Annotated in this window: 19 protein-coding genes; 14 read left to right on the forward strand and 5 right to left on the reverse strand. The window is 60.7% G+C overall.

Annotation, left to right across the window (positions count from 1 at the left end; translation table 11 throughout):
• Window positions 1–12: 12 nt before the first annotated feature.
• Both B0E33_RS23250 and B0E33_RS23255 read left to right on the forward strand, forming a co-directional pair.
• Window positions 13–435, forward strand: coding sequence for a (R)-mandelonitrile lyase (locus B0E33_RS23250; RefSeq protein ID WP_023000917.1), 423 nt, complete (start codon window positions 13–15; stop codon window positions 433–435).
• A gap of 137 nt (window positions 436–572) precedes the next feature.
• Window positions 573–1,715, forward strand: coding sequence for an FAD-dependent oxidoreductase (locus B0E33_RS23255; RefSeq protein WP_062488403.1), 1,143 nt, complete (start codon window positions 573–575; stop codon window positions 1,713–1,715).
• A 6-nt stretch (window positions 1,716–1,721) separates the two neighbouring features.
• Here the strand turns inward: B0E33_RS23255 and B0E33_RS23260 are convergent, their stop codons facing one another.
• Both B0E33_RS23260 and B0E33_RS23265 read right to left on the reverse strand, forming a co-directional pair.
• Complete coding sequence (locus tag B0E33_RS23260; protein WP_023000919.1) at window positions 1,722–3,167, reverse strand: ATP-binding protein; 1,446 nt, start codon at window positions 3,165–3,167, stop codon at window positions 1,722–1,724.
• Window positions 3,164–3,892: a response regulator gene (locus B0E33_RS23265; RefSeq protein WP_023000920.1), complete on the reverse strand. Its 729-nt coding sequence runs from the start codon at window positions 3,890–3,892 to the stop codon at window positions 3,164–3,166. The genes B0E33_RS23260 and B0E33_RS23265 overlap by 4 nt, the downstream gene beginning before the upstream one ends.
• 235 nt (window positions 3,893–4,127) lie before the next feature.
• On the opposite strand from B0E33_RS23265, the gene B0E33_RS23270 reads away from it, so the two are divergent.
• The 4 genes from B0E33_RS23270 (at window position 4,128) to B0E33_RS23285 (ending at window position 7,721) form a co-directional block, all read left to right on the forward strand.
• Window positions 4,128–5,279: an EF-hand domain-containing protein gene (locus tag B0E33_RS23270; RefSeq protein ID WP_077292567.1), complete on the forward strand. Its 1,152-nt coding sequence runs from the start codon at window positions 4,128–4,130 to the stop codon at window positions 5,277–5,279.
• Window positions 5,280–5,474: 195 nt separating this feature from the next.
• Window positions 5,475–6,473, forward strand: coding sequence for a hypothetical protein (locus B0E33_RS23275; protein ID WP_077292568.1), 999 nt, complete (start codon window positions 5,475–5,477; stop codon window positions 6,471–6,473).
• A 264-nt stretch (window positions 6,474–6,737) separates the two neighbouring features.
• Window positions 6,738–7,181 (forward strand): winged helix DNA-binding protein, encoded by a 444-nt coding sequence (locus B0E33_RS23280; RefSeq protein ID WP_077292569.1) that lies wholly within the window; start codon window positions 6,738–6,740, stop codon window positions 7,179–7,181.
• A 72-nt stretch (window positions 7,182–7,253) separates the two neighbouring features.
• On the forward strand, window positions 7,254–7,721 hold the full coding sequence (locus B0E33_RS23285) for a GFA family protein (RefSeq protein WP_031269258.1): 468 nt from the start codon (window positions 7,254–7,256) through the stop codon (window positions 7,719–7,721).
• A 13-nt stretch (window positions 7,722–7,734) separates the two neighbouring features.
• On the opposite strand, the gene B0E33_RS23290 is transcribed toward B0E33_RS23285, so the two are convergent.
• Both B0E33_RS23290 and B0E33_RS23295 read right to left on the reverse strand, forming a co-directional pair.
• Window positions 7,735–8,112 (reverse strand): VOC family protein, encoded by a 378-nt coding sequence (locus tag B0E33_RS23290; RefSeq protein WP_023000925.1) that lies wholly within the window; start codon window positions 8,110–8,112, stop codon window positions 7,735–7,737.
• A 133-nt stretch (window positions 8,113–8,245) separates the two neighbouring features.
• A complete protein-coding gene (locus B0E33_RS23295; protein WP_077292570.1) occupies window positions 8,246–9,154 on the reverse strand; it encodes an ABC transporter substrate-binding protein in 909 nt (302 codons plus the stop codon).
• 92 nt (window positions 9,155–9,246) lie between these two features.
• Between B0E33_RS23295 and B0E33_RS23300 the strand changes: the two genes are divergently transcribed.
• From B0E33_RS23300 to B0E33_RS23330, 7 genes are all read left to right on the forward strand, one after another.
• A complete protein-coding gene (locus B0E33_RS23300) occupies window positions 9,247–10,236 on the forward strand; it encodes a FecCD family ABC transporter permease (RefSeq protein WP_077292571.1) in 990 nt (329 codons plus the stop codon).
• The gene (locus B0E33_RS23305; protein ID WP_208997690.1) at window positions 10,236–11,255 is read left to right on the forward strand and encodes a FecCD family ABC transporter permease; all 1,020 of its coding nucleotides are present in this window, start codon (window positions 10,236–10,238) and stop codon (window positions 11,253–11,255) included. Before B0E33_RS23300 ends, B0E33_RS23305 begins: the two co-directional genes overlap by 1 nt.
• Window positions 11,248–12,090 carry an ABC transporter ATP-binding protein gene (locus tag B0E33_RS23310; protein ID WP_077292573.1) on the forward strand — a complete coding sequence of 281 codons (843 nt, stop codon included), beginning with the start codon at window positions 11,248–11,250 and terminating at the stop codon, window positions 12,088–12,090. Before B0E33_RS23305 ends, B0E33_RS23310 begins: the two co-directional genes overlap by 8 nt.
• A gap of 41 nt (window positions 12,091–12,131) precedes the next feature.
• On the forward strand, window positions 12,132–13,628 hold the full coding sequence (xrtT, locus tag B0E33_RS23315; RefSeq protein ID WP_077292574.1) for an exosortase T: 1,497 nt from the start codon (window positions 12,132–12,134) through the stop codon (window positions 13,626–13,628).
• On the forward strand, window positions 13,625–15,943 hold the full coding sequence (locus B0E33_RS23320; RefSeq protein ID WP_077292575.1) for a VIT and vWA domain-containing protein: 2,319 nt from the start codon (window positions 13,625–13,627) through the stop codon (window positions 15,941–15,943). Before xrtT ends, B0E33_RS23320 begins: the two co-directional genes overlap by 4 nt.
• A 66-nt stretch (window positions 15,944–16,009) precedes the next feature.
• Complete coding sequence (locus B0E33_RS23325) at window positions 16,010–16,732, forward strand: response regulator transcription factor (RefSeq protein WP_077292576.1); 723 nt, start codon at window positions 16,010–16,012, stop codon at window positions 16,730–16,732.
• Window positions 16,729–18,360, forward strand: coding sequence for a sensor histidine kinase (locus B0E33_RS23330; protein WP_077292577.1), 1,632 nt, complete (start codon window positions 16,729–16,731; stop codon window positions 18,358–18,360). Before B0E33_RS23325 ends, B0E33_RS23330 begins: the two co-directional genes overlap by 4 nt.
• On the opposite strand, the gene B0E33_RS23335 is transcribed toward B0E33_RS23330, so the two are convergent.
• Window positions 18,338–19,234 (reverse strand): LysR family transcriptional regulator, encoded by an 897-nt coding sequence (locus B0E33_RS23335; RefSeq protein ID WP_077292578.1) that lies wholly within the window; start codon window positions 19,232–19,234, stop codon window positions 18,338–18,340. The genes B0E33_RS23330 and B0E33_RS23335 overlap by 23 nt on opposite strands.
• A 176-nt stretch (window positions 19,235–19,410) precedes the next feature.
• Between B0E33_RS23335 and B0E33_RS23340 the strand changes: the two genes are divergently transcribed.
• The gene (locus B0E33_RS23340; protein WP_077292579.1) at window positions 19,411–20,031 is read left to right on the forward strand and encodes a glutathione S-transferase family protein; all 621 of its coding nucleotides are present in this window, start codon (window positions 19,411–19,413) and stop codon (window positions 20,029–20,031) included.
• Window positions 20,032–20,080 lie beyond the last annotated feature (49 nt).

Genomic DNA, 20,080 nt, shown 5'->3' on the forward strand with positions numbered 1-20,080 from the left:
GAGGAGGTGTCCATGAGTGTCCTGACCGTATTCGAGGCCGGTTCCAGGCCATCGCGACGTGCAAATCCGGATTATTTCACTGGAACGGTCTGGCAGGACCCGGTGATCGAGGCGCCCGCGCCGGCCCGCGTGCGCGCATTGCGGGTGACGTTCGAACCGGGGGCACGTACCCACTGGCATACCCATCCGCTTGGGCAGACCCTTCAGATACTGGAAGGGGCAGGTTTTGTGCATCTGTGGGGGCAGGAGAAACTGTCGATACTGCCAGGTGATGTCATCTGGATCCCGCCTGGCGTCAAACATTGGCATGGCGCCGGACCGAACACGTCTCTTGTCCATCTGGCCATACAGGAAGAACAGGACGGTGCGACGGCGGAGTGGCTCGAACCGGTCGATGAGGCCACTTACGCCGGTGGCCTTCAGGCGCGGCGTTGAGCGTCCAGTGTTGCAGTTGCCTCGGCTCCTCTCGGCGAATGCCTTGCGTTCATCCGCGGCACGGGGTGCCGGAGCATATTGTGCTTGCCGGCAGACTCTGGTCAAAAGGACCCATCCATTCATGAAGTGATTGCCCGATGAACATTGCCATTGTCGGGGCCGGGATCGGAGGACTGGCCACAGCCATTCTTCTGGAGCGTCTGGGCCACCGGATTTCCCTGTTTGAACAATTCCGCAAACCGGTTCCCATCGGTTCGGGCTTGATGATCCAGCCTGTCGGGCTTGAAGTCCTGGAGCTGGCTGGTGTCGCAGATGCGGTTCTGAAGCACGCAACACCGATCAAGCGTGTGCTTGGCAGGTCGTCGCAGACCGGCAGACGGGTTCTTGACGTGGACTATGGCGCAGTCCCGGGGCTTGGTATCCACCGGGCCGCGCTGTTTTCCGCGCTTTATGAAAAGGTGCTGACCCGTGCGCTTTACTGGCACACGGATTGCCGGATCACCGGTCACCAGGACGGGAAACTGCGTTTCGCCGATGGCAGCTTTTCCGAGGCCTTCGACCTGATCATCGATGCGTCGGGTGCAAATTCGGTTTTGTCGCCGCTGAAAGCACGCGCACTGTCGTTCGGTGCGATCTGGGGAACTGTCGACTGGGTTTCCGGCGGTCTGCCCGAGGATCATCTTTCCCAGAGGTATCGCGGTGCAGACCACATGATTGGTGTGTTGCCTGTCGGCCTCATGCCGGGACAGGACCGGCGGAAGGCCGCGTTCTTCTGGTCACTTCGCCACGACGCTTATGAAGACTGGCTCAAGGGCGGGCTGGCAGCCTGGAAGGACACGGCGCTGTCGATCTGGCCCGATGCCGGACCCTTTCTGGAGCAGATCACGGATCCGGAGCAAATGACCATGGCGCGCTACAGCCATGGCACCTTGCGCCAGCCCTGGGGTGACAGGATTGCCTTTGTCGGTGATGCCGCCCACCGGGCGAGCCCGCAGCTCGGGCAGGGCGCGAACATGGCTCTGCTGGACGCTGCCGCCCTGGCAAAGTCTTTGGAGACCCTGCCGCTTGACCAGGCTCTACCTGCCTACGGCAAGGCCAGACGTTGGCACGTAGGTGTCTATCAGGCGTTCAGCGCGATGTTCACGCCGGCCTATCAAAGTGACAGCCGGTTGCTGCCCTTTTTGCGCGACAATGTGCTGTTTCCTGTCAGCCGTATCCCGCCCGTTCCCTCGGTGCTGTCGCATCTGATCTCGGGAACGCTTGTGCCACGCGGTATTTGATCCAGTCTATTTGCCCGCCCCGAGCGGCAATCTGACGTCGGCCTGAAGACCACCTTCCGGACGGTTCTTCAACTCGATCCGGCCGCCATGTGCATGGATGATCGAACGGGTGATCGCCAATCCCAGACCGATGCCGCCTGTTTCTTCGCTGCGGGATTCTTCAAGCCTGACAAAGGGTTCGAAGACGTCCTTCAACTTTTCCTCGGGAATGCCGGGACCCTTGTCGGTGATGCGGATGATGGCTTCGCCGGCGGATCTGGCCGCGTGGACCGAGACGCCGTCTCCGTAGCGGATCCCGTTCTCTATCAGGTTCCTCAGGGCCCGTTTCAAGGCCACCGGACGGCACGGAAGCACGATCCGTTCTTCCGTTTCAACGGTGCATTTGTGGCCAAGGTCCTGCTGGTCGCCTGCAAGTGCCTCCAGGATCGCACCAAGATCGGCGTTTTCCGCTGTTTCCGCCTGGGCGTCGTCCCTGGCGAAACGCAGCGCGGCTTCCGTCATCGCAGCCATTTCTTCCAGGGTTTCGATCATCTTGTCGCGGTTTTCCTCGTCCTCGATGAACTCGGCCCGCAGGCGCAATGAAGTGATCGGGGTTCTGAGATCGTGACTGATGGCGGCCAGCATCCGTGTGCGGTCCCTGACAAACCGTGTCAGGCGGTCCTGCATGTCGTTGAAGGCGTTCGTCAGCGAGCGGACTTCGCTCGGCCCGCTGGGTGTCAGTGGCTTCTGTTGTTCGCCGCGACCGAACTTCTCGGCAGCCACGGACAGTTCCTTCAAGGGCCGGGTCACGCGGCGGACGGCAAAACCGATAATGAGCACCATCAGCAAGGCCGTAATCGACAGCTGCACGACCAGAGGCAGAAAATCGCCGGCTGGCGGGCGATAGCTGGTGGCGACATTCAGCCAGCGCCCGTCACTCATCTGGATAGACAGCGACAGGTCTTCCGGCTTGTTCATAATCTTGCGCAGTTTCGAAGGGCGTTCGTGCCGCGGCTCGTCGCGCCACTTCGGATGATCATCGTCGTCTGCCTCGCGGCCACGCGGTCCACGTTTTTCGTCGGCAAGAATGTTGAGATGCACAGTCTGGCCGTGTTCCAGCCTTTCGGCCATGTAGCCCTGCAGGCGTTTTTCGAAACGCGAGTTGCCGGGCGCCGGTGCCAGCGGCTTGTCGCCAAGCCAGAACACTGCGAACCGGCTGCTGCTGGCCACAAGGATCCTGTCCTGCAGGTTTGCAGGTGTATCTTCCATCAGCTCCGCCAGGGAAACAGCGCGCGACAGAAGGTTGTCACGGGCCGCCGCCACGAGCGCGATGCGCCGCTCGTCCTGGAAGATCCAGATGCTGAAGGCCTGTGCCGCGACGATGGCTGCGAGCAGCAGAATGATCAGCTGCGAGGCGAGGGTGCTCGGCCAGAGACGGGACAGGATCGGGCGGGGCGTCGGACGTGTCGTCATTCGGCCGTGTCTCTCACTTCCGCGGTGAACATGTAGCCGCCGCCCCAGACGGTCTTGATGAGTTTGGGGTCTTTCGGATCGATCTCGATCTTGCGGCGCAGACGGGAGACCTGGTTGTCGATGGACCTGTCGAAGACAGCGGGCGTCCGGCCGGTTGTCAGGTCCATCAGCTGGTCGCGGTTCAGCACCATTTTCGGACGTTTGAGGAAGGCGCACAGCAACTGGAATTCGCCGCTGGAAAGGGCCACCGAAGTCCCTTCCGGGTCCAGAAGCTCTCGGCGCGAGACATTCAGCGACCAACCGTCGAAATGAAGCCTGTCGTGCTCGATCGGATCGCGTTCCTTCGGCACAAGCGATGTACGGCGCAGAACCGCGCGAATGCGCGCGAGCAGTTCGCGGGGGTTGAAGGGCTTAGTAACATAATCGTCGGCACCGATTTCCAGACCGATCACCCGGTCTGTGTCGTCTGCCATCGCGGTCAGCAGGATCACGGGCATGGAGCCGGTTTCCACCAGATGACGGCACAGGGACAGTCCGTCCTCGCCCGGCATCATGATATCCAGCACGACAAGATCGATGGACGCTGCCTTTAGGGTCTTGCGCGCCTGTGCGGCATTTTCCGCCACGGTTGCGCGCAGTCCGTTCTTGACGAGGTAGCGCGCAAGGGTTTCGCGGATGTCGCGGTGATCGTCCACCACCAGGATATGCGGGCTCGGATCGCTCAAGTGTCTCTCCAATCTGGCCTGCCGGGAATGGTCTCAAACCGGCCGGGCGCTGTGATCCTACTGTTTCTAAGGTAAAAATAGTCTCCGAAACGCGCTTGCGCGACCGGAACTTGTAACAAAGTGTGTCGCAGTGCCCATCCGGGACAGATGGCGACACTTCGGGCCCATTCGGACGGTATTCCTGCGACAATTGCTGCCTACCTTCAGCTCATCAACGAACCAAGGAGTTGTTGGAATGAAACCGTTCAAGAAGATTGCAATTGCCGCCCTGGCTGCGAGCGTCGCGGGTACCGCGCTGACGGCCGGCCTGTCCGCTTCCGCCCAGAACGCGACTGCAAACCAGGACGGGGGGCAACAAATTCAGCAGGCAGACGGACAGCGTGTCGCGCTTATGGATGGGCGCCCTGGTCCGGGATACGGCTTCGGCCGGGGTCATGGCATGCGCGGTGGCAAGGAACGCGCCGAGCGGTTGTTCGAACGTTTCGATGTCAATGAAGACGGTGTCATCACCAAGGCTGAAATCGAGGAAGTTCGGACGCAGGAGTTCACATCGGCCGATGCAGATGGCAACGGCGAGATCAGTCTGGAGGAATTCAAGGCCGAATTTCTCACCCGCTCCAATGACCGCATGGTCAGGGCATTTCAGTTCCTCGACCGTGACGGCGATGGCACTGTAACCCAGGAAGAAGCGGATTTTCTTGCCAATCGCATGTTCAACATGCTGGATCGTGACGGCAACGGAACCGTTGAACGTGTTCGCGGTCCGCGTGGCCCTATGGCCGACGATGACGACGATGATCGTGGCCCGCGCGGCGAAAGAGCAGAGCGGGGTGAGCGTGGAGAGCGAGCAGAGCGTGGCGGCCGTGGTGAGCACGGCTGGCGCGGTGGTCCGCAAATGAGACAAGGCGGACACCACATGGGTCGTGGTGGTCACGGCGGCCCGGGAGGCATGTTCCTGGGCATGTTCGACACCGATGCGGACGGCAAGGTGAGCCGCGAGGAATTCGATGCAAGGCGCGGTGAATTGTTTGCTCTGGCCGACACCAACGGCAACGGCTCGTTCACGCTTCAGGATTTCGGTCCGCTGTGGCTTTCGATCAACGAGAACCGGGTGGTCGACATGTTCCAGCGTGCCGATGCCGACGGCAGCCTCGGGATTACCGCGGAAGAACAGAGCAAACACCAGGACCGCATGCTGGAGCGCGCCGACCGCAACAACGACGGCGTGATCACCAAGGCGGACTTCAAGGGTGGCCGGAAAGGTGGCCATGGTCCGGACAAGGGCCACGGCTGGAAGAAAGGTCACGGCCATGGTGATGGCGAAGGTCGTGGTCAGGGGCAAGGTCAGGGCCAAGGTCAGGGATGGGGTAAACACCACCGCGGCTGATCTGGCGCAGAACACCTGAAAAACTCCGGCCGATCACACCGGCCGGAGCCGTTTCCCACCCCCGGCGGCCCCACCCCGCGCACGGGAAACGGATAAGGGAGCCGTCCCTCGCGGCTCCCTTTTTTTGTCGGTTCGGTTTTAGGGTAACTTCAAGAAATTTCGGCAATAGTCGTTCCGGTTTTCAAGGGGGACAGCATGGCCAAACCGACGTTGAATGAATTCGTGACTGCCAGAATAGCAGCGGGAAATCTCAGTGAGGATGATGTCATCAACGTGCGCCGCTACGTTTACGGCGACATGGCTGTGTCCGTTGAAGAAGGCGAGGCTCTTTTTCGGCTGAACAATGCCGACATCACCTATCACGACACCTGGTACGAACTCTTTCCCGAAGCCATCCTCGATATCCTGGTGCACCAGGCAAAACCAGAGGGCTATGTTTCCGAGGACAAGGCAGCCTGGCTGGTCAACCAGATCATGGCGGATGGTCATATCTGTGGCAAAACCGAGCTGGACGCCGTGCTGCATGTGCTGGAAAAAGCCCGCGAAGCACCGGAAAGTCTCGAACAGTTTGCACTACGGGCTGTGGCAGACAGCGTGATTTCGGGGAAAGGTCCGACGCGCTCGGGCCTGGACCTCAAGCCCGGCGTCATTGCCGAGGCTGAAGTGGAGCTACTGCGCCGGGTGCTCTATGCCGGTGCCGGCAGTCGCGGCGTTGCCATTTCGAAGGCTGAAGCCGAGGTACTGTTCGATCTCAACGACGCGACAATAGAGGCGGAAAATGCTCCCGGCTGGTCGGAGCTCTTTGCCAAGGCGGTCGCCAATTACATGATGGCGATGTCCGGTTTCACGCCACCCTCCCGCAAGATTGCCCTCGAGCGTGAAAACTGGCTGGAACAGCCCGGCGGATTTGAAGGTGGGCTCGGCGGTTTTTTCAAGAAGATGTTCAGCGGTGGTGTCGGTGGCATTCGTGACGCCTATGGCGACACACCTGACCCGTTCACCGCCCGCGGAAACGAGATGCTTGCGGAGATTGCTGCCAATGAGGTGGTGACGGAAGACGAAGCCAGCTGGCTGGTGGAGCGCATTGGCCGCGACGGTATCCTGCATGAAAACGAGAAGGCCCTGCTGCGGTTCATCCGGGAAGAAAGCCCGAACATTCATCCCTCCCTCCGGCCATTGCTGGAAAAAGTTTGACCGGGTACCAGGCCAGCCAACGTTTTTTGTTCCATCCCGGCTTCTTGGCACGTCGTCAATATTGCAAGGATGCCGCGGTCCGGTTACCTGAAGGTTGTCGAAAAAGGCGTGACCGGTTGGGCCTGTCGCCCGGGTAAGCCCCGGTCCCTTCACACGTGAAGGCTTTGTTCGGTCAGGCGGCATAAACGCCGTCCGGCAAGAATCCCCGACTGTGGCGGCGGAGATGCCGCGCCCTTCGCGTTTGCGAAGTCGAGGGAGCATGTCATGACGATCCCATTTGAAACGCAGGGTTCCACGCGCCCGATCGGGTACTGGATCCGCTCTGCCGATAGATGTCTTACCAAGGCAATCGAGGCCATCCAGTCTGACCTGGGGCTTGAGCGAGCCGACTGGCAGGTGCTCAATACGCTTGCCGAAAGTGCAGCAGGAATGCCGTTTGGCCGGCTGAGAGAGATCTTTGATCCCATGCTGGAGGTAAGGGACCTGCACAAGGTTCTGATCAGTCTTGCAGACCGGCGGCTTCTTCGGTCCGAGGAAGATTTCTGGCGGCTTACGGACAAGGGCAGGGACGTCCACAGAAGCGCGATGGAACGCCAAACCGCCTTGCGGAGAAAGGCGATGCAGGGAATCTCCGAGGTTGATTACAGCCTTGTGGTGAATGTTCTGGCCAGGCTCGTCAGCAATTGCCACAGGCCAGAAGACACTTGAAAGGAGACGCGAACCTCTGCAAGTTGCCGTCGCCAATGGCCAAACGGCCAGCCGAACCAGATGGAGCCGGACATGACGCAAGAGACTTTTTCACTCAAGGGGACATGCCGTTGTGGTCACACGAGCTTCGAGGTATCCGCGCCGCCGCTGATCACCTGTGCCTGCCATTGCAGAGGGTGCCAGCAAATGAGTTCCAGCGCCTATTCCCTGACGGCGATCATGCCGGCACCCGCGTTCAAGGTGACCGAAGGTACGCCGGTCAAAGGGGGATTGCAGGGACCTGAGGCGGATCATTACTTCTGCCCAGACTGCAAAACCTGGATGTTCACGCGTATTCCCGGGTACGACGAAATCGTCAATGTCCGCTCGGTCCTGCTCGACGACCTCCACTGGACAGAACCCTTCATGGAAACAATGACTGCCAGCAAGTTGCCTTGGGCGGAAACGCCTGCCAGGCACCGTTATGAAGGCTTTCCGCCGCCGGAAGACTTCATGAAGCTGATGGGCGAATTCGCCGCCCACCAGCTGGCAACCAGATAGCAGGTCGGCCAGGTCAGATTTCCTCGGCAACGTCGATCCGGTTGCCGTCCGGATCGGCGAAGACGAAGGCTCTGAGGCCGTAGTCCTTGTTCTGGAGGCGCTTGACGATGCGCAAACCATGGCGCTCGCAGGCCCGGCAGGCGGCGTCAGCGTCGGACACCATGATGTGGGCCTGATTGAATGGCGGAGCCCGGTAGCCTTTCTGGAGTGTCAGGTGCAATTCGGCCTCGTCCTTCTTCAGGATCATGAAGCCAACCGGACTGCCGTTTTCGAACACTTTTTCCAGGCCGAAGATTTCCCGGTAGAGTGTACGGGAACGTTCAATATCGCTGACGCCCAGTGTTGCGGCGATGCGGCCGAGCCGCAGCTGCGAGGAAGTGTCGGTGGTCATTGGCTTACCCTTCTGTTTTCAATGACGGACAGCAAGGCAACCGGTCGGTGCCGGTGAGAACCCGCTTATCCGCAATCTCAGGGCGGTGCCTGTGGGGGAACGGCTTCCGTTCAAGCGGAAGCCGAACGTTTTTCTAGTCGAGGCCGTAAATGCCGGCAATGTCGTGAAGCATCAGCTTTGCGGCCAGAATGCCACCGGCGGTGTTCCAGATCGCATCGCTGACCTGATGCACCTTGCCCGCCTTGACGGCGGACAGGGACTGCCACAACGGATCGGCAAGCACTTCTTCTTCCAGAGACGTGCCTTTGCCATCGCCAGAGTCATAGGTGAAATAGAAGATCCGGTCGCCGTCCATATCCGGAATGCTCTCCTTGCCGGTGCGGATGGCAAATTCTTCCACATTCTGGTTTGCCGGCCGGTGGAAGCCGATGTCTTTCAAAAGCACACCGGAGAAACTGTCGAGCTGATAGATGCGGATCTGGCCGGGCACGAAACGGATCACGGAAACTTCCTCGTTGAGGTGGTCACCAAGTTTCTCGCGAAGGTCTGCGACTGAAGCATCGTAATCGTCGATGGCTGCATCCGCTTCCTGCTCCTTACCGAGCGCTTCGGCATAGAGGCGGAAGTTGATTTTCCAGTCACCACGAAGCTCCTTGGACATGACGGTCGGGGCGATTGCAGTCAGCTGCGGATAGATTTCCTCGTGCCGCTGCTTGTTTGCCAGGATCAGGTCGGGCTCCAGAGCCGCGATCAGTTCCAGGTTCACCGCGCTTTCCTTGCCGACAGGTTCTGCTCCGTCCATTGCATCGGAAATATGGTCCCACCAGGGATCGCCATTCCAGGAATTGGCCGCGCCCACCGGCGTCACTCCCAGTGCCAGCAGCGCTTCCGTGCCTTCATTGGTAAGGACGACAATCCGTTTCGGGGCGTCCGGAACCGTGACGGTGCCCATGCTGTCGGTGACATCGCGGGCAATCGCAGGGGCTGATGCCAGCATTGCAAACAGCGGCAGGGCGCACAGCAGGCGTGACCAGATCTTCATTAGAATGACTCCAAAAAGTTGAATATTTGCCTCCAGTATTAAACCCGTGTATGGACGGGCCGTTGATTTGTCAATCGGAGGGGAGAGGGCGCATGAGGCGGCCGGCGATTGCATTGTGTCTGGCGCTGTGCGCGGCTGTCATTTTCAGCCTGCATGCCGGATTGACCTTCTATGCGCCTCATACGGTCCTTTCCGCGCTCTTGGGGGGGGAGGGCGCAGATGCGCTGATCGTGACGACGTTGCGTCTTCCAAGAACCGCGATCGGGGTGGTTGGCGGGGCCTCCCTCGGCCTTTCCGGCCTGTTGATGCAATCGGTTACGCGCAATCCGCTGGCAGAGCCGGGACTGCTCGGGGTCAATGCAGGCGGTGCGCTGTTCGTGACCTTCGGGGTGACGGTCTTCGGCGTGGCAAGCCTTGCCGGTATCGGCATGGCAGCAGTGATGGGCGCGCTGGCGGCAACGGCCCTGGTGTTTTCGATTTCAGCGTCCACTGGCGGTGCAGGCAATCCGGCAACCACGTTGCTGGCCGGATTTACCGTCGCCGCGCTGCTGGCGTCGTTCACGCAGGCCTTGCTGCTGATCGACGAAAGCGCTCTTGAGACACTGCTGTTCTGGCTGTCGGGCAGTTTTTCCGACAGGCCGATCGGGTTGTTGCAACTCGGGTTGCCGTTGCTTGCCATCGGGGTCGCAGGCAGCCTTCTTCTGGCAACACCGCTGGATGTGCTGCGCCTCGACGATGCCAGTGCCCGGTCTGTGGGTGTCAATGTTGGCGCAGTCCGATTGACGGCGCTCGGTCTTGCAGCCCTGCTTGCGGCGGGGGCGGTGGCGATGGCGGGGCCGGTGCTGTTTCTGGGGCTGGTTGCGCCGCATCTTGCCCGGCGTCTGACTGACGGCGCCCTGCCGTCGACACGGCAGTTGATCGTGCTTTCCCTTCTGACCGGTGCCCTGATCGCAGTCCTTGCCGATATTCTTGCGCGTATTGTCGTTGCGCCCGGTGAAGCGCCGATGAGTGCCGTTCTTGCGCTTGTCGGTGTGCCGATGCTGGTACATCTGCTTCACAGGCGGAAAGGGCTGGCAGCGTGATGGCAGGCGCATTTCCACTTTTCAGGCTGCTGCCGGTCATGCTGCTCGTTTTTGCGTTGACGCTGGCAGCAACGGGTATCGGGTCCAGCTTCATGCCGCCGGAACGTGTTGTCGCGGCTCTGGCCGGGCAAGGCAGCCGCATGGATGAAGTAATCGTCTGGACCCTCCGCTTGCCCCGTGTTGCCCTTGCCATACTGGCCGGAGCGGCGCTTGCCCTTGCGGGTGCCTTGCTGCAGCGGGTCGTGCGCAATCCCATGGCGTCGCCCTCGGTTCTGGGCATTACTGACGGCGCTGCGGTTGGCGTCGTGCTGTTCTTGTGGCTGTTTTCCGATCAGGCGAACAATCTGACAGTCTCCATTCACTGGCAGCCTCTGGCTGCCATCGCCGGGGCGGCCGTCTTCGGTGCCCTGGTGATCGCATTGGCATCGCTCGATCGGGCAGGCAGCAAGCCGCTGAAGATCATCTTGTACGGTATTGCCCTGGCAGCACTCGCAAAGGCCGCGGTCACGCTGTTGATTATTCTCGGGCCTGTCTACAGGGCAAGTCAGGCACTGACCTGGCTGACCGGCTCGGTTGGTGCAGCCCACTGGCAGGACGTTCTGGCGGTCGGTCTCGGCCTTGTCGCAATCATCCCGGTGTTGTTGTGGCAACGGCTCACACTGCGGCAACTCGTACTTGATCCTCAAAGCGCTGCCGTGACCGGTCTGTCGCTGGACAAGGCCCAGTTCTGCCTGCTGGCAGTTGCCGTTTTCCTGACGGCCATCGCAACGGCCCATGTCGGTGCCATCGGTTTTGTCGGTCTGGTCGCGCCGCACGTCGCGCGGATCTTCCACGGTCAGTTCCGGTCCGGATATCTGGTTTCCGTGGCTCTGACCGGGAGCTTCCTGGTGCTGGCGGCCGACACGCTGGCCCGGATTATCGCGCCGCCGCTGGAATTGCCCGCAGGCGCGTTGACTGCGCTCGTCGGTGCGCCGCTGTTTCTCTATCTGCTTGTAAAAGGACGGCAATCCCATGCCTGACACTCTGGCCAGTCTCGATCGTGTCAGTGCCGCATATGACGGCGCCCTTGCGCTAAACGAGGTCTGTCTCGACCTGCCCGACGGCAGGATCATTGCCTTTTGCGGACCGAACGGCAGTGGCAAATCGACTGCCCTGAAAGTGATGCGCGGTCTGCACCGGCCGGATGCCGGCAATGTGGAAATCGCAGGCAGGGCGATTGGCGACTGGTCGCAGAAGGATCTTGCGCGCCAGGTCGCCATGTTGTCCCAGTCGCCCGATGCACCGTCGGACCTATCGGTTGAGGATCTGGTGCTGATGGGGCGGTTTGCGCATCGAAGCCGGTTCGGCGGACCATCGGCAGCGGACAGGGCCGCCTGCGACCGTGCGCTTGAAATCACCGAAATGGCCGAGCTGAAAACCCGGGCTCTCGCCCAGCTTTCCGGCGGGCAGCTGCAACGTGCCTGGGTTGCCATGACGCTGGCGCAGGATGCGCCCCGGATCTTTCTGGACGAGCCGACCAACCATCTGGACATTGCCCATGCGTTTGAGTTGCTGGACCTCGTCAAGCACCTGAGCCGCTCCGAGGACCGAAGCTTCGTCATTGTCCTGCATGATCTCAACATGGCCATGCGCTACGCTGATCACGTTGTGCTGTTCGAAAAGGGACGGATCGCCGCCAATGGGCCGACAACGGAAGTGCTGACGGAAGCGACCGTCTCTTCCGTATTTGGCATCGCCTGCAGGATTATGCCCCTGGACGGGTTGGAACGACCGGTCATCGTTTCCTGGGGCAAGGCCACCGGGGCGGGCGTTTCCGGCCTGTCGTCCGGCAAAATGCGCAAAATCTGCACATAGGCTGACAAAGGCCTGCAAGCGGGCTTGGCACAACAGGTGCCATGACCCGCCTGGCAACCTCTTCCCCGACCTCACTGGCCTTCCTCCTGGCCTCGCTGATCCTTGCCTACGAGCCGCTGTGTTGGCTGGTCGGCACATGGACTGACCCGTCCTACCCATCGACCGGCGCGCTCTATCTGATCGCGGTGGCAGCCCTGGTGCTCTGGTCGATGACGAGCCCGGTTCGGCAGAATTCGATCGGGCACCGGCAAATGGCAGTGCTGCTCCTGTTGGGGGCGGCGTTGATCCGGCTGGCAAGCCAGGTTCTGGCGATCAACGTGGTCGGCGGGTTGGCGCTGGCAATTGATGTCTTCGCGCTGGCGACCCTTTTGCGGACAGGGGAGAGGCAGCGTGCCGTTTCCCCCTTCTGGCTGTCCGTCCTGTTTCTGTTCACTCTGCCGGTCGAGCGCATTCTGCAACGGCTGCTCGGCTATCCGCTGCAGGAACTGTCGGCGAAGCTTTCCTGCAGCGGTCTCGGCCTCTTCTTTTCGGACCTCTCGTGCTCAGGCATCCGGATCGGCCTTGCCGGCAAGGACGTTCTGGTGGACCTGCCTTGCTCGGGCACATCCGGGCTGATGCTCGCCATGGCCTTCCTGGTCATCCTGACTGCGCTTTACCGGCCGAACCTGCTGACTGCCGTGCTCTGGATTGGCATCACGCTTGGCCTGGCTCTGATCGGCAATTCTCTGCGCATCGCTTTGCTTGCCGTCGGTATTGCCTATCCGGAAAGTGTCCTTGAGGCTGATGTCATGGCGCAGCCGCTCCACGACATTATCGGTTATCTGACGCTTCTTCTGTCGATGGCACCGGTGCTGGCGTTTTACAAGCCAGGTCCCGCTGAGTGGCGAGCTGCCCAGGCTGTCTTCAGCTTGCCGGTGATGTCGCGGCCCTTGCAGAAGATGTCTGCACTGGTGTTCCTGAGCCTTGCCTTGTTCATCGTCAGCCTGCCGCGGCACGCGCTTGATGTTTCTTCTTCGACCAGGCCGCAGCCATTGCCTTTGACACTGGCAGGTGAGGTCGGTGTCGACGACGCGCTGTTGCCGATCGAGGAGCAATATTTCCTGCAATATGGTGGCCACGCCCAGAAACGGCGCTACGGGCCGATGGCACTGACGCTGGTGCACACCTCTTCGCCGCTGCGCCATCTGCACGCCCCGGACGATTGCCTGCGCGGACTCGGCTTCGACGTGGCCTTTCTCGGCAGCCGTTTCGAACCGGTTCCGACAGCGCTCTACCGTGCCCGGTCGAAAACCGGAGGTGACTGGCGCGTTGCCGTCACCTTTACCTCCAGCACCGGCGAGACGACCCACAACATCGCCGAGGCGATCTGGCTGTGGCTGAAACGGCCCGGCACCACCTGGACCAGCATTCAGCGAATTACCCCGTGGACACTAGACGAGCCGCAACGCGCCGCCTTTGAGGCCGCCGCAGGGTCTGCGCTCGATCTCAACACCCGCACTTCCGGTATTTTCCCTGCCCAAAAGGAGAAACGCATATGACGTTCCTGTCCCCATTGGCGTCTGCCAGTTCTCTGAAAGCCACTCTGGCAGCCTCGCTGGCTATCGTCTTTGGCACCCTTTCAGCGCTGCTGGCTTCAGCCGAGCCAGACCTCGACGATCTGTCCGGCACCGTGGTTGCCACAGCCGATGGCAAGGAGATCCATCTGCCGCTTCTGAAGGCCGATTACAGGGTCGAGGTTGACGGCGATGTTGCCCATGTGGAACTGACGCAGACCTTCCTGAACCCGACCAAGTTGCCACTTAACGCGACCTACCTGTTTCCGCTGAACCAGAAGGCGGCCATTCACGCCATGCGGATGGATCTCGATGGCGAGACTATCGTGGCCCGGATGAAGAAGAAGGAAGATGCCAGGGCAACCTTCGAGAAGGCGAAACGGGAAGGCAAGGCCGCCGCCCTTCTGACGCAGCACCGGCCCAATATGTTCACCCAGGATATTGCGCATCTGATGCCCGGTCGCCCGGTGAAGGTGACACTGGAATACGCCCAGACCGTCCCCAAGATCGACGGCGCCTATGAGCTGGTGATGCCGATGGTGGTGGGGCCGCGTTACGAAGGACTGGGCGCGCAAGCCGCCCTGAAGCCTTCGCAAAACATCGCGGACAAGCGAGTGCCGGAGGACGACAGTCCCGGATACGGCGATACTGAATATGCGAGCGATGTGCCCGTCTTTGCGAAACCTGCTGCCTTCAAGCACAGTGAAACAGTCTCCGGCTGGCAGATCGACAAGCTTCCGGCCTATCCGGAGGTCATCGGGCAGAATGCTCCGAAGGAAATCGATCCGAGGCGGGTGTCGCTGGAACTTGCTCTCAAGGCACCGATGCCTGTCTCGCGGCTGTCGAGCGATACCCATGCACTGGAGGTTTCAAGCCAGGGCGAAATGCGGACAGTTCGCTTCAAGTCCGGCAGGGCCATCGACAATCGGGATTTCGTTTTGCGTTACGAGCTTGCCGCACAGAGCGATGTTGCTGCCGGTGTCTCGTCCCGGTACGAAGCCGATGGCGGGGGCTATTTTTCGCTGCTGATCGAGCCGCCGAAACTGCCGGCTGAAGACATGATTGGCCAGCGCGAGCTTGTCTTCGTGCTGGATACATCCGGGTCCATGAGCGGGCAGCCGATCGAAGCGAGCAAGACCTTCATGACGTCAGCGATCAAGTCTCTGCGCTCTGATGACTATTTCCGCATCCTCCGCTTTTCCAATAACACCTCCCAATTTGCCGGAAATGCCGTTCTGGCAACGGAGCGAAACAAGCGGCAGGCCTTGAAGTTCGTGGCTGGCCTTTCGACCGGTGGCGGGACAGAAATCAACCAGGCCGTAAACACCGCCTTCGATCAGGCGCAACCGGAAAACACCACACGCATCGTTGTCTTTCTGACCGACGGTTATATCGGCGACGAGGCGACCGTGATCTCGAGTGTCGCGAGCCGCATCGGCAAGGCGCGTATCTATGCCTTCGGCGTCGGCAACTCGGTCAATCGGTTCCTGCTGGATGCGATGGCCACGGAGGGCAGGGGCTATGCCCGCTATGTGGCTTTGGGAGAAGACGCGGGCGAAGCGGCGGAAAGCCTTGCCGCAAACCTGAAAACACCGCTCCTGACAGACATCGCCATCGATTGGAACGGTCTCAAGGTCGAGGGACAGAGCCCGGCCAGGATACCCGATCTGTTCGAAGGCGGCTCGGTGCGCGTGATGGGGCGATACGCTGCCGGCGGCAAGCATACGATTTTCATCAACGGTCTGGTCAACGGATATGCTGCCAGACTGCCGCTTGAAATCGACCTGAAGTCTTCTGTCGACGGCAGTGCGGTTTCCAGTCGGGCCCTGCCGCTGATCTGGGCGCGCGAGCAGATTTTCGACAAGGAGCGCGCCTATACAATCGGCGGCAGCACCGACACGCAACTGAAGCAGGAAATCGTCGATCTGGGCCTGACCTATTCGCTTCAGACCCGGTTCACGTCCTTTGTCGCCGTCTCGGAAAAGGTGGTGAATGGCGCACCGTTGACAGCCTCTCACCAAAACGTGCCCCTGCCGCAGGTTGCAGGCGTTTCGACCAACGCCTATCCGTCCTTGAACCTTTCCGGCAGTTCCGCGCCGGAACCGGAAGGCATCTTGGGAGTGATGCTGGTCCTCCTGGCTGTGGCTGCCCGGTTCCGGCTTCAACTGGCAAATAGCTTCCGCAAGTTGCGGGAAAGGGTTCGGGGAGGCCGGTCACGCGATGAGGAAGCTGTGTCTGACGAGCTGGATCTTGCCTTGCCCCGTACGTTGCGCCGGGATGGTTGGTGGCTGGAAACCTGATCCGTGCTTCGCTATTGGTAACGCTCCCGCAGGCAACTGCGGGGGCCATTTTTCGGGAAGAGACATTTGCCAGGTCAAACCATTCTTGTTGTCGATGACGACCCGCATATCCGAGACGTCATCTGTTTCGCGCTTCAAAAAGCGTCCTATGTGTTCGAAGTTGCCGCTGACGGGAAGGAAGCGCTCGACAAGGCGCTTTTATGCAATCCGTCCCTGATCGTTCTGGACATCGGCCTGCCGGAAATGGACGGGCTGGACGTCTGCCGGCACCTGCGCCGCACGTCGGAGGTACCCATCCTGTTTCTGTCGGCACGCGATGACGAGATCGACAGGATCGTCGGCCTGGAGCTGGGCGCCGATGACTATGTGACCAAACCCTTCAGCCCGCGCGAACTGATCGCCCGCGTCGGCGCGATCCTGAAGCGCTACGGCGCCCCCTCGGCTGCCGAAACGGTCGAAGACTTGCCTGCGCTGCGTTTCGGTGCAGTCGAACTTGACCGGTCGCAGCGCCATGTGACAGTCGATGGAACGCCTGTCACGCTCACGGCCATCGAGTTCGATATCCTGGCTACCCTGCTGGCCCGGCCGAAGATCGTCTTTACCCGCGAGCAGATCCTCCAAAATGCCTACCGGGACAATATTCACGTCTCCGATCGCACCATCGACAGCCACATCCGCAACATCCGCGCCAAGCTTGGAACCGTTGGATGCGGCGATGCCATAGAGACCGTGCACGGCGTCGGATTCCGACTTGGGCCCTGCCGCGTCGAGAATGGAAACGGCGTATGATCCTGTCGCGCACCTTCCGAGACAAATGGCGTCCGCCACTGTCGCTCGTGGTGGCGGGTGTTCTTGGCATCATGCTGCTGGTGCCTCTCGCAGGTGTCGCCTTCTTTCGCGTCTATGAAAACCAGCTCATCGAGACGACAGAAGCGGAGCTGATCGGGCAATCGGCGGCAATTGCCGCGGCAATGGCGCAGCGCCTTGAGGAGATCGGTGGCGCCGACCTGCCTTTGGGGCCGGAGGTTGCGAAGGCTACGGAGGTGCCCGGCAGTCGCAGCATCTATCTGCGGAACCCGGGCGGAAGCTGGACGCCGCAACTTCCGGAACTCGATCTGACGCGCACAAATGTCTTGCCCGGAAGAGGGGCGCCACGGCCGGCTGCCGAACCACCGCTTCTCGAATATCTGAGTGCCGGACAAGCCGTGGACCGCATCCTGCAGGAAACTCAGAAGAAGACCCTGGCCGGATTCCGGGTGCTGGATTTCAATGGTGTGATCATCGCCGGACGTGAGGATATCGGCCTGTCGCTTGCCCATGTGGAGGAGATCAAAAGAGCGCTTTCCGGACATTATGCCAGTGCGCTGCGCGAGCGCATCGTCGACAATCCGCAGCCGATCTATTCCATCAGCCGGGGAACCAGCGTTCGCGTTTTTGTCGCGATGCCGATTATCGTGAGCGATCGGGTCGCGGGCGTTGTCTATGCCTCGCGCACACCCAGCAACATCCTCAAGGAAATGTTCGTTAAGCGCGAGGCCGTCTTCTGGGTCGTGGTCTTTGTGCTGGCTGCGACTTTTGTCGTCGGTTTCATTTTCGCACGCGCCATCACCGGACCAATCAAGGCACTGACACGGCGTTCTCTGGCGATCGGTAATGGCGAGCGGGAGGCATTGGTGCCGCTTGCCATTCACGGCAACCGCGAGATCCATGCGCTTTCAGAAAGCATGCTGGACATGTCGCGCAAACTGTTCGATCGGAATGACTATATCTCCACCTTCGCCAACCACGTGACTCACGAGTTGAAGACGCCGCTGACCTCTATCCAGGGTGCCGCGGAGCTGTTGAAGGACGAAGGGGCAGAGCTGAGCGAAGCGGACAGGGAGAAGTTCCTGAGCAATATTCTGCACGATACCGAACGTGCCTCGAAGCTCTTGAACCGACTTCGAGATCTCGCCCGGGCCGACAGCGTCGAGATCGGCGGGAGTTGTCGGCTGAGCGAAGTTGCCACCGCGCTCAGGAGACGCTTCGAAGGGCTGGAAATTGACCTGTCCGGCGATGCGGATCTGCCGATGTCGGCGGAAAACGCCCGGATCGTTTTTGAAAACCTGATCGACAACTCCCGCCGCCACGCCGCGTCCAGGGTATCGATTGTTGCTGTGCCCGACGAGAAAGGCCTGACAGTTCAGGTGCAAGACGATGGCGAGGGCATTTCCGAAGGCAATCAGGACCAGGTCTTCGAACTCTTCTTCACCACCCGGCGGCAAAGCGGGGGCACCGGCATGGGGCTTGGCATCGTCCAGGCGCTCTTGAAGGCCCATGGTGCAGCGATCCGACTGCTGCCGGGTGCCGGTGGCGCAACCTTCGAGCTCTCCTTTCCGGTGAGGCCGCCTGCCGTCAGTCCGGCCAGCGGGAGCTGAACACTGCGGCCAGATGATCGAGCAGTGCACGCACACGGCGGGTCAGGTGCCTGTTGGGTGGGTAGAGTGCATAGAGGCCGAACGTGTCGGTCTTGTATTCCGGCAGCACGTGCTCAAGTCGTCCGTCTGCCAGGGCGTCCTCGATGGCATAGAGCGGCGCGATGGTGAGGCCGAGACCTCCCATTGCCATACGGGCCAGGGCTCCGGGCGAGTTGGAGCGGACGGCACCATGCAGCCGGATGACCTGCTCTTCGTCCCCGGAATGAAACCGCCAGGTGTTGAGTTCGGTCTGATTGCTGTCGACAAGGCAGACATGGGTTGAAAGGGCTCTTGGGTCCTGCGGTCTGCCGTGCCGCTTCAGATAATCCGGTGAGGCACAAAGAACCAGCGGCATGCCGGCAAGCTTTCGAGCGATCAGGGTGGAATCCCGCAAGGCTCCGATGCGGATCGCCAGATCGAGACCTTCCTCCACCAGGGCAAGCCGGTGATCGGTCAGGCGCATATCCACCTCGACATCCGGATGCTTGCGCAGGAAAGGGACGAGCGCCTCGCTCAGCCTCGTGCTGCCGAAGCCGGTCGGGGCCGTCAGTCTGATCTGGCCGGCCAAGGCGCCCTGGCGTTCACGCACAAGCGAATCCAGATCATCGATCTGCTCCAGGATCGGTCGGCAATGTTCCAGATAGGCAACGCCGACATCTGTCAGGGACACACTGCGCGTGGTCCGGTTGAAAAGCTGGGTCTTCAACTGGCCTTCCAGATGCTGGACATATTTGCTGACAAGCTTGGTCGACAGGCCCAGCCGTCGCCCCGCGCTTGTGAAGGATCCTTCCTGCGCGACGGCGATGAAGGCTCGCATGGTTTCGATCTTGTCCATCACTATTGTCCTCGGCGGATCCTGCGCTCGTCAGCTCTTTATCCCCTATTCGTACATAATCATTGAATGAATTCGAAGATTATTTCCATTCAAGTCAGGAGGCATATTGCAGGCAGCGGACCGGACCAAGACGCTTCGGCCGCAGGAAGATCCTTCAAGGCAAGAGGAAGCTGGCGATGTCCAACGCAATCAAGATCCACCGTTTTCCGCTCTCCGGTCACTGCCACCGGGTGGAACTCTTTTCCAGCCTCACCGGCATCAATTACGAGCTGGTTGAGGTCGACCTGGCCAATGGCGAGCACAAACGCGATCCGTTTCTGAAACTCAATCCTGTGGGCCTGGTTCCGGTCATCGAAGATGGTTCGACCGTGCTTTCTGACTCCAACGCGATCCTCGTCTACCTGGCACGCAAATATGCGCCGGACTGGCTGCCGACAGATCCGTATCTGGAAGCGGAAGTTCATCGCTTCCTCGCCTTTGCCGCCGGTGAACTTGCAAGCGGCCCGGGTGCGGCGCGGTTGATCACGGTCTTCGGACGGCCGCTTGATCCGGAACGCGCGAAGTCTGTCGCCAAGGTGGCTTTCGATAATCTGGAAGCCCATCTCGATGGCCGCGAGTGGCTCGTTGGCGATCGGCCGACGATCGCCGACATCGCCATCTACAGCTACACGGCGCATGCGCCGGAAGGCAACGTTTCGCTGGAGCCCTATCCGCGCATCCGCGGTCTTTTGAAGCGCATCGAGGCCTTGCCGGGCTTTGTGGCCATGCCGGCAACCAAGGCAGGCCTTGCCGCGTAACGTTTCCCCGAACTGCAGGTCCTTGCGAGCAAGGGCCTGCGTCTGGCGT

It is taken from the genome of Roseibium algicola (assembly GCF_001999245.1).
Taxonomy (GTDB): domain Bacteria; phylum Pseudomonadota; class Alphaproteobacteria; order Rhizobiales; family Stappiaceae; genus Roseibium; species Roseibium algicola.